This is a genomic window from Thermoflexus sp. (genome assembly GCF_040289485.1).
Classification (GTDB): domain Bacteria; phylum Chloroflexota; class Anaerolineae; order Thermoflexales; family Thermoflexaceae; genus Thermoflexus.
Genome location: NZ_PSLG01000023.1, coordinates 19,469 through 29,812, shown reverse-complemented (window position 1 = coordinate 29,812; position 10,344 = coordinate 19,469). Strand labels below are relative to the sequence as shown.

Sequence of the window (10,344 nt, the reverse complement as noted above, 5' to 3'; positions counted from 1 at the left end):
GGTGGGGGAGCGGCCGGATGTTTCGGCGGTGGGGCTGGGGTGGATCCCGGAGGTTTGGGAGAGCCCGGTGATGCGGGGAGAAGGGGGATGGGGGCTGGGTTGGGTGGAGATCCGGTATCGGGGGCGGGCGCTTTTCCGCCGTCCGGTCTGGGTGTTCCCGCCCGCCGTGCGCTGGAGTTATGAGTGGCTGTTCCTCAACCGCCTGAAACCTGAAGGGGGAACCATCGGTGGCCGATAGAGAAAGGGCCAGGGCGCGGGGAGCCCTGGCCCGGCGGATCGCTGGTCATCGGCGCGGGCGGCGCCCTTTCTTCGCTGGCTTCTCCGCGGGCAGGGAGGCCCGGGTCTCGGTATCGTAGGCCAGCAGATCGCCCGCGTCCATAATCAGATACTCCACGCCGTCCACCTTCACCTCGTTCCCCGAATATTTGGGGAACAGCACGCGATCGCCCACCCGGACTTTGATGGACTCGTCGTCGCCGACGGCGATGACGATCCCCACCTGCGGTTTCTCCTTGGCCGTCTCGGGGATGATCAGGCCGCTCGGCGTGCGGCTCTCTTGCTCCACCGGGCGGATGACCACCCGGCTGCCCAGAGGTTGCCAGGGAAAGCGGGTCTCGCCCATCGTCTGCCTCCTCCTTGTCCATGAGGTTCACCTCTTCTTCAGCCCCAGCAGGGCGTCGATCTGGGGCCGATTGAAACCGACGACGATTTTACCACCGATGTCCAGCACCGGCACGCCCATCTGCCCGGTGCGCCGCACCAGATCCCGCGCCGCCGCCGCATCCCGGCTGACGTCCACCTCTTTGAAGGGGATGCCCCGCTGGCGCAGGTATTCTTTGGCGGCCCGGCACCATGGGCAGTTGGGCGTGGTGAAGATGACTACCCGCGGCCACTTTGAGGAACCCACCATCACGCTCCCTCCGTCCCGGCTTCATGGGCACTCCTCATGTATTCGATGCACGAAGGGCTTTCCGGTGACCGGCCTGCCGAAGGGGCCGGTTGACATGGCGGGCCTCCCCGGATAGGCTGGGAAAGCGGGTCAGGCCCCCGGGAGAGCTCGTGGGCTGGCGGGCGGAGAGGGCGCCCCCGACGGGAACCATCCCGTCGCCCGGCGCCGACCCTTCGAACCGGATCCGGGTCATGCCGGCGGAGGGAAGGGGTCCTCGTCTTCCTCTGTCGCCCCACGAGCCCCGTGGTCCCTCCGCTGAGGCCGTGGACGCGCCCGAAGGAGGCTAGGGTGATCCTGATCGTTGCTGGGGGGGCTGTCGATCGAGAGGCGTTGCACCGGATGATCCCTCAGGCCCGATGGATCATCGCTGCCGATGGAGGGGCGGCCCATCTGCGGGCCCTCGGGGTTCTTCCCCATCGCGTAGTAGGGGATCTGGATTCGATGGATGCGGAAACGCAGTCCTGGCTGGAGGGCGCCGGCGTGCCCATTGAGCGCCATCCGGTGGACAAGGACGCCACGGACCTGGAGCTGGCCCTGGAGGGCGCCCGGGCCCTGGAGGGCCCGGTGCGGGTCTTGGGGGCCTGGGGCTCCCGGCTGGACCAAACGGTGGCCTCGCTGCTCCTGTTGGCCCACCCACGATGGGCGGGGCGGGACGTGCGGTTCATCGATGGGCAGCGGGAGGCGTTCATTGTCCGCGGGGAAGGGTGGATCGAGGGGGCCCCTGGCGATCGCGTCTCCCTCATCCCCCTGGCGGGGGACGCCGAAGGGGTCACCCTGGAGGGGTTGTTCTACCCGCTTCACGAGGGACGGCTCCCCTTCGCCTCCACGTTGGGGGTCAGCAACCGGCTGGTCGCCCCCCGCGCCCGCGTCCGGGTCCGCCACGGTGTCCTCCTGGTGATCCACGAGCAGGGGGCGCCCGATTGAACCGGTATGGGGAGGTTCCGCCATGCGCCGTTGTGCCCGCTGGGGATGGATCCTCTGGGCTGTGCTGGGCGCGCTGGCCGCGTGCACCACGCCGGCGGCCACGCCCACCCCTTCTCGTTCTCCGCTCTCGCCGGTCTCTCCCCTCCCTTCGCCCACGGCGGCTCCGTCCCCTCCAACGGCGACCCCGTCGGGGCCGCGGGAACTGGTGCTGATGACCCATGACAGTTTCAGCGCCAGCGAGGAGGTGATCCGGGAGTTCGAGCAGCGTTACAACGCGCGGGTGCAGATCCTCAAGGCCGGCGACGCAGGGGCTGCCCTCAACAAGGCCATCCTGGCGAAGGGGGCCCCCCTGGCCGATGTCTTCTTCGGCGTGGACAACACCTTTTTCAGCCGGGCCCTCCGGGAGGATCTCTTCGAGCCCTATCGGCCGCAGGGGTTGGAGGAGATCCCACCGGCGTTCCGGCTGGACCCCGAGCACCGCCTCATCCCCATCGATTACGGGGACGTATGCCTGAACTATGACAAGAAGTATTTCCGGGAGAAGGGGCTCCGGCCGCCGGAGACCCTGGAGGATCTCATCCGGCCCGAGTACAAGGGGTTGCTGGTGGTGGAGAACCCCGCCACCTCCTCCCCCGGGCTGGCCTTCATGCTGGCCACCATCGCCCATTTCGGTGAGGAGCGCTGGCTGGACTTCTGGCGGGCGCTGAAGGCCAACGGGGTCAAGGTCACCGAGGGCTGGGAGGAGGCTTACTATAAAGAGTTCAGCGGGGCGACCGGAAGCCCCGGGACCCGGCCCATCGTGGTGAGTTACGCCACCAGCCCCGCCGCTGAGGTGTATTTCAGCGGCGGCCGGCTCTCCGAGCCCCCCACGGGGAACGTGCTGGGGAAGGACGCCTGCTTCCGCCAGATCGAGTTCGCCGGCATCCTGAAAGGGGCGAAGAACCGTGACCTGGCCGAGCGCTGGATGGATTACATGATCAGCCTGCGCTTCCAAGAGGACATCCCCTTGCAGATGTTCGTCTTCCCGGTTCACCCGAAGGCCAAGTTGCCGGATTTCTTCGTCAAGTTCGCCGAGGTACCCCCGGAACCGGCCCGGCTGGATCCTGCCCGCATCGATGCCAACCGGGAGCGCTGGATCCAGGAGTGGACGGATCTGATGTTGCGCTGAGGGCAGGGCGGCGGATCCCATGGGCGCGACCGAGGGGGGCCGACAGGCTCACGGGCGCCGGTGGGGGTCGGTCCTCGGGATCGGGTTGCCGAGGATCTCCCTCTCCCCGCGGGACGCGCTGTTGCTCGGCCCGCTGGCCTTCTTCGTCGCTTTCTATCTATATCCGTTGCTCGCCATCCTCTCCGTGAGCCTGGCCCCAGGGGGACGCTGGGCCTTTGAGGCCGTCCGTGGCGTCCTGGGGAGCCCGGCGTTCCACCGCGTATTGTTCTTTACTGTCGGCCAGGCGACGCTCTCCACCCTGGTGACGCTGGCCCTGGGTCTCCCCCTCGCCGGCCTACTGGCCCGCTATCGGTTCCCCGGACGCTCCTTGTGGCAGGCGATGGCCACCCTCCCCTTCGTGCTGCCGACGGTGGTGGTCGCCGCGGCCTTCACCGCCCTCCTGGGCCCCCGCGGCTGGATCAATCTCCTGCTGATGCGGTGGCTTGGCCGGGAGGACCCTCCCATCGTCTTCGTGGACACGCTGGCCGCCATCGTGGTCGCCCACGTGTTCTATAACCTCACCCTGGTCCTGCGCATTGTCGGGAACGCCTGGGCCCACCTGAATCCCGCCTTCGAATGGGCGGCCCACACGCTGGGGGCGGACCGCTGGCAGACCTGGCGTCGGGTGACCCTCCCGCTGCTGGCCCCGGCGATCCTGGCCGCCACCGCCCTGGTCTTCCTTTTCGATTTCACCAGTTTCGGGGTGGTGCTGTTGCTGGGGGGACCCCGTTATGCCACCCTCGAGGTGGAGATCTACCGGCAGGCCACCGGTCTGTTCAACCTCCCGGCTGCTGCGACCCTCTCCCTAGTCCAACTCGCCTTGACCTTTGGGATGCTGTGGGTTTACACCCGTCTCCAGGCCCGGCGGACCGTCCCGGTGGGCGGGCAGCCGGAATGGGCGGCCGCCCGGCCGCCGCGCTCATGGCCGGAGCGGCTGGCGGTGGCCGCGGGGTTGGGGCTTCTTTTTCTCTGGATCGGCCTGCCGCTGCTGGCCCTGGTCCTGCGCTCCGTCACTCCTATGGGCCTCCATCGGCCCGGCGAGGGCGCTTCCCCCTCTGGCTGGATCACCTTGGCCTACTATCGGGAACTATGGATCAACCGGCGGGGGGCGATCACCTACGTCGCGCCCATCGAGGCTGTTCGCAACTCGTTGCTCTTCGCCGCGGCCACGATGGTCCTGGCCTTGCTGGTGGGCCTCTTGGCCGCCTACGGGATGGCGGGCCGCCGGCGCCGCTGGCTGGATCCCCTCCTGATGCTCCCCCTCTCGACCTCGGCGGTGACCCTGGGGTTCGGCATGCTGGTCGGCCTGAGCCGTCCCCCGGGCGTCCTACAGGCCTGGCCCGGTCTGATCCAGGCGATGGCCGCCCTGCGCACCTCGCCGGTCCTGGTGGTGATCGCCCACACCCTCATCGCCTATCCGTTTGTGGTGCGCATTCTGCTACCGGCCCTTGAGGGCCTGGACCCGCGGTGGCGGGAGGCCGCCATGACCTTGGGGGCCTCGCCGTGGCGAGTCTGGTGGCATGTGGAGGCGCCGCTGCTGGGCCGCGCCCTCTTGACCGCGGCCCTGTTCGCTTTCTGCGTCTCCTTGGGCGAGTTCGGGGCCACCGCCCTGGTGGCCCGTCCGACCATGCCGACGATGCCGCTGGCCATCGCTCGTTTCTTCAGCCAGCCCGGCGAACTGAACCTAGGCCAGGCCATGGCCATGAGCACTCTGTTGCTCCTGCTGACCTTTCTCGGTATCCTTCTCATCGAACGGTTCCGCTACCGCGGGATCGGCTCCTTCTGAAGGCAGGAGGCCGGAGGGAGACGGCGCGGAGAGGACGAAGACCGATGGGGATCCGGGTGGTGTCGGTGTTCGGCAGCCATGCCCCGCCTCCGGGGTCGGCCGATTACGAGATGGCCTGGGATCTGGGCCGCCGGCTGGCCCGGGCCGGCTTCACGGTGATGAGCGGCGGTTACAGCGGGACGATGGAGGCGGTGAGCCGTGGGGCGAAGGAGGTCGGAGGGCGCACCATCGGCGTCACCGTAGACGCCTTTGACCGTTGGGGGCTGAAGGCCAACCCCTATCTGGACGTGGAGATCAAATTCCCCACATTGCTCCAGCGGCTGGCCTATCTGGTCACCACGGGCGATGCGCTGATCGCGCTGCCCGGGGGCGTCGGGACGTTGAGCGAGGTGGCGCTGGCATGGAGCCTCCTCCAGACCGGGGCCCTCGCCGCCCGCCCGCTGATCCTGATCGGGGAGCGGTGGCGGCGCTGGCTGGAAGTCTATGGGGATCCCCGGTATGTGCGGGCAGAGGACGCGGCCCTCCTGTCCCTGGTGGAGACCCCGGAGGAGGCGGTGGCCCTCTTGACCCGCTTCACCCCTGTCCTTGCCCGTCCCTCCGGGCCACGGGGATGAGGGAGGCCCTTGGGGCCGGAAGGAGGCTGGCGTGCGGATCCTGTGCGTGGACATCGGGACGGGGACACAGGACATCCTGCTCTACGACAGCCAGCGGGAACTGGAAAACGCCTACCAACTGGTTCTGCCCTCGCCGACCATGCGGATCGCCCGGGCGATCCGGCGGGCCACCCGGGAGCGGCGGGCGGTGCTGCTCACCGGGGTGACGATGGGCGGGGGGCCATGCCAGTGGGCCGTCGAGGACCACCTGCGGGCCGGGCTCCCGGTCTACGCGACGCCGGAAGCGGCGCGCACCTTCAACGACGACCTGGAGGCCGTGGCGGCGATGGGGGTCCGGGTGATCAGGGAGGACGAGGCCATGCGCCTGGACCGCGAGGTCGTCCGGCTGGAGCTTCGGGATTTCGATTGGGCGGCGATCCGCCAGGCCTTCGAGGCCTTCGACGTCCCCCTCCGGCCGGACGGGATCGCGGTGGCCGTCTTCGATCACGGCGCTGCGCCCCCGGGGGTCTCGGACCGGAAGTTCCGCTTCGACCTGTTGGCCCAGCGCCTGGCGGAACGACGGGATCTGCTGGCCTTCGCCTATCGCGCGGAGGAAGTCCCCCCGGTGTTCACGCGGATGCGGGCGACGGTGGAGACCATCCGTCGGGTTTTCGACGGGCCAGTGGCTGCGATGGACACAGCCCCCGCCGCCGTCCTGGGGGCCATCCTGGATCCTCAGGTAGCGGCCTGGCGGCGGTGCCTGGTCGTCAACGTCGGGAACTTCCACACCCTGGCCTTCCGCCTGAACGAGGGGCAGGTGGAGGGGCTCTTCGAGCACCACACCGGCTTCTTGGACGGGGAGCGGCTGGATCGCCTGCTGGAGGGCCTCGCGGGGGGGACGCTGCGCTTCGAGGAGGTGTTCGAGGGGATGGGCCACGGGGCCTGGCTGTGGACGACCGCTCCCATGGCGGTGGAAGGGGTCGCGGTGGTCGGCCCCCGGCGGGGGCTGTTGCGGCGCTCCCGCCATCCGGTCTACATGGCAGTGCCAGGCGGGGATATGATGCTGGCGGGCTGCTTCGGCCTGCTGCGCGCCTTCGCCGACCTTTACCCCGAGTTCGCGCCCAAGATCCTGGAGGCCTTCCAGGGCGCCCCGCGCCCGGCGCCGTGGGAGGTGGACCGGGAATGAGGCTCCGGCCGCCCGCCGGTCGGGGCTATCATAAACATGGAGGCCGCAGGATGCCTGAGGCGGAGGCGCTGTTCTGTGCGTTCCATCCGGGGGTCCCCACCTCCCTGCGCTGCAACCGATGCGGACGGCCCATCTGTGTCCGCTGTGCCGTCCAGACCCCAGTCGGGTATCGCTGTCAGGAGTGCGTGGCTGGCCAGCAGGCCCTCTTCTTCAACGCCCGGCCCTTCGACTATGGGGTGGCCGCCCTGGTCGCCATCCTGGCCGGCCTGGTCACCGCCCCGCTGGTCTCTTTCCTGGGTTTCTGGGTCTTCCTGCTGGGGCCGGCCGTGGGGAGCGGGACGGCCGAGGTCGTGCATCGCCTCATCGGCCGGCGCCGGGGGCGCTGGATCTGGCTGACCGTGGGCGTGGGGCTGGCCGTGGGCCTGCTGGCGGCCCGGGCCCCTGGGCTGTTCCATGGGCCGGCCCTCTCTCTGCATTGGGTGTGGGACGGTTTGTATTTGGCCACGGCCATCAGCACAGCCATCGGCTATCTCCGGTTCTGGCGGTGACATGCTGGTGACGCTGCATGTGCGGGATTTCGCCATCATCGACGAGGTGACCCTGGAACTGGGCCCCGGCCTGAACGTGCTGACCGGGGAGACCGGCGCGGGGAAATCCATCCTGGTGGACGCGGTGGCCCTCCTGGTAGGCGGGCGGGCCGATGCGGAGATGATCCGGGCGGGCGCCGAGCGGGCCCTCATCGAAGGGTTGTTCCACCTGGACGCCGGGATGGCGGCCTCCCTGGCCGTCATCCTGGAGCCCTATGGCCTGTTGGAGGAAGAACCGCCGGAGGAGCTGGTGCTGAGCCGGGAGATCCGCCTCGGGGGGCGGCACGTCGCTCGCATCAACGGCCATCTGGTCCCTTTGCATGTGCTGAAGGAGGTGGGCCAGGCCCTGGTGGACATCCACGGGCAGAGCGAGCACCTCTCGTTGCTGCGGCCCCGGGAGCAATTGGAGCTGCTGGACCGCTACGCCGGGGTGGGGGAACTGCGGGCCGCCCTGGCCGAGCGGGTGGCCCGCTGGCGGGCCGTGCGCCAGGAGATCGAACGGCTCCGACAGGACGAGCGGGAGAAGGCCCGCCGCGTGGACCTCCTTCGGTTTCAGATCGAGGAGATCGAGGCGGCCCGCCTGCAGGAGGGAGAGGAGGAAGCCCTCCTGCAGGAACGCAACCGCTTGGCCCACGCGGAGCAACTGGCCCAACTGACGGAGGTTCTCTATCGGGCGCTCTACGAAGGGGAAGATCCGGCTCCATCGGCGCTGGACCGCCTGGGCGAGGCTGCGCGGGCCCTGCAGGCCCTCGCCCGCATCGACCCGACGTTCCAGCCGTATCTGGAGACGATGGAGGGTCTGATGGCCCAGGTGGAGGATCTGGCCCGGATGGCCCGCGACTACCGGGAGGGGATCGCGTTCAACCCGCGGCGCCTGGCCCAGATCGAGGAGCGCTTGGATCTCCTCCGACGCCTCAAACGCAAATACGGAGACACCGTCGCCGAGGTGCTGGCCTATGCCCGGCGGGCGAAGCAGGAACTGGAGGCGCTGTTGCACGCGGAGGAGCGCCTGGGAGCCCTGGAGGAAGAGGCGGAGGCGTTGCTCCGGGAGATCGGGGAACTGGGCGCCCGCCTCTCCCGGCGGCGCCAGGAGGCGGGGGAGCGTCTGGCCCAGGAGGTGGAAGCCCAACTGGCGGAGCTGCGCATGGCTGGGGCCCGTTTCCAGGTGGTGCTGGAGCGGATCCCGGATGCGGAGGGGGCTTACGCGGACGGCGGCCGCTGGGCCTTCGACGCCACCGGGCTGGACCGTGTGACTTTCATGATCGCGCCCAACGTTGGGGAGGGTCTTCGCCCGCTGGCTCGCATCGCCTCCGGCGGGGAAACCTCCCGCCTGATGCTGGCCCTCAAGGTGGCCCTGGCCCGCGCCGACCCCGTCCCGACGCTGATTTTCGACGAGATCGACCAGGGCATCGGCGGCCGAGTGGGGGCGGTGGTGGGAGAGAAGCTGTGGCGCCTGGCCCGCCACCATCAGGTCCTCTGCGTGACCCACCTGCCCCAGCTGGCCGGTTTCGGGGACGTCCATTTCAAAGTTGAAAAACAGGTGGTCGGCGATCGGACGGTGGCCCGGGTCCGCCGCCTGGAAGGGGAGGAGCGGGTGGAGGAACTGGCCCAGATGCTGGGGGGGACCGGCCGCGCTGCGGCCCAGAGCGCTCGGGAGATCCTGAGCCAGGTGGAGCGCCTGAAGGGCGCTGAGGCGGCCGCCCGCGGCCCCACCCGGCGTCGGTCGTGAGGGAAGATGCGGAGAGGGGCCGACCGCAGCGTGGGCAGAAAACAGGGGGTGGTGGACGGCTATCGCGGTGGGCGATTCGGGGGCGGGCGCAACGGTGATCGATCTAGGGCACGCCCTTCCCTTAGAGGTTATGGGGTGGTGGGGGTAAGGTCTTAGGTGGTGAGGACTGCGGGGTGGGGCAGGCGGCTGCCTTCGATCACCAACACCCCCGGCGCCCGGGACTGCTCCCATACCCCCTCCAGCACCCGCACCCCCCACACCGCCGGCACCGCCCGCTCCACATCCGCCACCTCCACCGTCCAGGAAACCTCCCCCACCACCAGGTCCGCGGATCCCCCCCGGCGGAGGAAGCGGTCCTCCGCCACCACCCCCTGGCGTTCCCCACCTCTTGATCCCAACGGGCCACCGTCGCCGTGAGGGCGGCGATCTGGGCCTCCACCCGGTCCATCCGCTCGGTGAGGGCCGCGATGACCTCCCAGATCTTCTGGAACTCCGCGGGCATCTCCAGCCAGGCGCTCCACCCGCTCCGAGAGCGCCAGCAGCGCCTCCCGAAAGGCCGGGTCCTCCAACAGCGCCTCGATGGTTGGCTTCCGCCTTCGCCTAACGTCGCATTCCGAGCCCATCCATTGCGTCCAAAGGGGATCGAAGGGGGAGGTCGGGGCGGGCATGCCCTCTGAGGACTCTTGAACGCCGCCGGCTGCCCTTGACAGATCTTGCTTTCCGTGCTATGCTTTTTTTGAAAAAATTTTTCAATTATTAGGCCACCGGGGCGGTCATCGATGGGGAGGGCGCGCGTGGACTGGGAGGAGCGACTGAGCCGGGCGGGCGGGCGGATCACTGCCCCTCGACGGACGGTGATGGCCGTTCTGCGGCGGGCTGCCCGCCCCCTCACGCCTCAGGAGATCCACGCCCGGGGCCGTCGCTTTCATCGCTCCCTGGGGCTGGCAACGGTCTACCGGGCCCTGGCCGTGCTCGAGCGGGTCGGGCTGGTGCGGCGGGTCCACCTGGCGGCTCGGTGCGACGGTTACATGCTGGCCTCCCCCGGCCATTATCACGTGCTGGTCTGCCGCCGCTGTGGGCGGACGGTGGAGTTCGTCGGTGCGGAGGACCTGGAAGGGTTGATCGCCCAGGTGGAGCGCGGCACCGGCTTCCGCGTTGAAGACCATCTGTTGCAGCTGGTGGGGGTCTGTGCCCCCTGTCAGGGGGAGAGGCCCTCCTAGATCCGGAGGAAACGATGCGGTCGGCATGGCGGATGGGGGTGGCGCTGGCGGTGCTGGCCGCCGCGTGCGGGGCGCCGCGCACCCCGTCGCCGGCGGCGGGGCGGGCGCTCCGGGTGGTGGCCACCACCTCCATCGTCGGCGATGTGGTGCGGGAGATCGGCGG

Annotated in this window: 12 protein-coding genes and 1 pseudogene; 10 read left to right on the top strand and 3 right to left on the bottom strand. The window is 69.5% G+C overall.

Annotated elements, in window-relative coordinates; genetic code table 11:
• Positions 1-238 (top strand): hypothetical protein (locus tag C4313_RS05830; protein WP_352428928.1); only part of this gene is annotated, 238 nt, incomplete at its 5' end.
• A 45-nt stretch (positions 239-283) separates the two neighbouring features.
• Here C4313_RS05830 and C4313_RS05825 read toward each other — a convergent pair.
• Together C4313_RS05825 and C4313_RS05820 are read right to left on the bottom strand one after the other, a co-directional pair.
• Entirely contained in the window at positions 284-622 is a 339-nt protein-coding gene (locus C4313_RS05825) for a co-chaperone GroES (protein ID WP_352428927.1), read from the bottom strand.
• 27 nt (positions 623-649) lie between these two features.
• Complete coding sequence (locus C4313_RS05820; protein WP_352428926.1) at positions 650-910, bottom strand: glutaredoxin family protein; 261 nt, start codon at positions 908-910, stop codon at positions 650-652.
• Between the two features lie 327 nt (positions 911-1,237).
• Between C4313_RS05820 and C4313_RS05815 the strand changes: the two genes are divergently transcribed.
• The 7 genes from C4313_RS05815 to recN are packed head-to-tail and all read left to right on the top strand — an operon-like array spanning position 1,238 to position 8,961.
• Entirely contained in the window at positions 1,238-1,873 is a 636-nt protein-coding gene (locus tag C4313_RS05815; protein WP_352428925.1) for a thiamine diphosphokinase, read from the top strand.
• 22 nt (positions 1,874-1,895) lie between these two features.
• Complete coding sequence (locus C4313_RS05810) at positions 1,896-3,041, top strand: thiamine ABC transporter substrate-binding protein (protein ID WP_352428924.1); 1,146 nt, start codon at positions 1,896-1,898, stop codon at positions 3,039-3,041.
• Positions 3,042-3,060: 19 nt separating this feature from the next.
• Positions 3,061-4,866 (top strand): ABC transporter permease, encoded by a 1,806-nt coding sequence (locus tag C4313_RS05805; protein WP_352428923.1) that lies wholly within the window; start codon positions 3,061-3,063, stop codon positions 4,864-4,866.
• Between the two features lie 44 nt (positions 4,867-4,910).
• Positions 4,911-5,480 (top strand): LOG family protein, encoded by a 570-nt coding sequence (locus C4313_RS05800; RefSeq protein WP_352428922.1) that lies wholly within the window; start codon positions 4,911-4,913, stop codon positions 5,478-5,480.
• A gap of 31 nt (positions 5,481-5,511) precedes the next feature.
• Complete coding sequence (locus tag C4313_RS05795; RefSeq protein ID WP_352428921.1) at positions 5,512-6,645, top strand: DUF1786 domain-containing protein; 1,134 nt, start codon at positions 5,512-5,514, stop codon at positions 6,643-6,645.
• Positions 6,646-6,695: 50 nt separating this feature from the next.
• The gene (locus tag C4313_RS05790) at positions 6,696-7,193 is read left to right on the top strand and encodes a B-box zinc finger protein (RefSeq protein ID WP_352428920.1); all 498 of its coding nucleotides are present in this window, start codon (positions 6,696-6,698) and stop codon (positions 7,191-7,193) included.
• Position 7,194: 1 nt separating this feature from the next.
• Entirely contained in the window at positions 7,195-8,961 is a 1,767-nt protein-coding gene (gene recN / locus C4313_RS05785) for a DNA repair protein RecN (protein WP_352428919.1), read from the top strand.
• A gap of 152 nt (positions 8,962-9,113) precedes the next feature.
• On the opposite strand, the gene C4313_RS05780 is transcribed toward recN, so the two are convergent.
• Positions 9,114-9,329: a hypothetical protein gene (locus C4313_RS05780; RefSeq protein ID WP_352428918.1), complete on the bottom strand. Its 216-nt coding sequence runs from the start codon at positions 9,327-9,329 to the stop codon at positions 9,114-9,116.
• Positions 9,330-9,755: 426 nt separating this feature from the next.
• On the opposite strand from C4313_RS05780, the gene C4313_RS05775 reads away from it, so the two are divergent.
• The gene (locus C4313_RS05775) at positions 9,756-10,181 is read left to right on the top strand and encodes a Fur family transcriptional regulator (protein ID WP_352428917.1); all 426 of its coding nucleotides are present in this window, start codon (positions 9,756-9,758) and stop codon (positions 10,179-10,181) included.
• Between the two features lie 14 nt (positions 10,182-10,195).
• Positions 10,196-10,344, top strand: a pseudogene (locus C4313_RS05770) (manganese transporter); the annotation flags it as partial.

Excerpts from the sequence above, each read along its gene's own strand:
- C4313_RS05800 (WP_352428922.1), top strand. The coding sequence starts at position 4,911 with ATGGGGATCCGGGTGGTGTCGGTGTTCGGCAGCCATGCCCCGCCTCCG.
- C4313_RS05825 (WP_352428927.1), bottom strand. The coding sequence starts at position 622 with ATGGGCGAGACCCGCTTTCCCTGGCAACCTCTGGGCAGCCGGGTGGTC.
- C4313_RS05805 (WP_352428923.1), top strand. The coding sequence starts at position 3,061 with ATGGGCGCGACCGAGGGGGGCCGACAGGCTCACGGGCGCCGGTGGGGG.
- C4313_RS05790 (WP_352428920.1), top strand. The coding sequence starts at position 6,696 with ATGCCTGAGGCGGAGGCGCTGTTCTGTGCGTTCCATCCGGGGGTCCCC.
- recN (WP_352428919.1), top strand. The coding sequence starts at position 7,195 with ATGCTGGTGACGCTGCATGTGCGGGATTTCGCCATCATCGACGAGGTG.
- C4313_RS05820 (WP_352428926.1), bottom strand. The coding sequence starts at position 910 with ATGGTGGGTTCCTCAAAGTGGCCGCGGGTAGTCATCTTCACCACGCCC.
- C4313_RS05810 (WP_352428924.1), top strand. The coding sequence starts at position 1,896 with ATGCGCCGTTGTGCCCGCTGGGGATGGATCCTCTGGGCTGTGCTGGGC.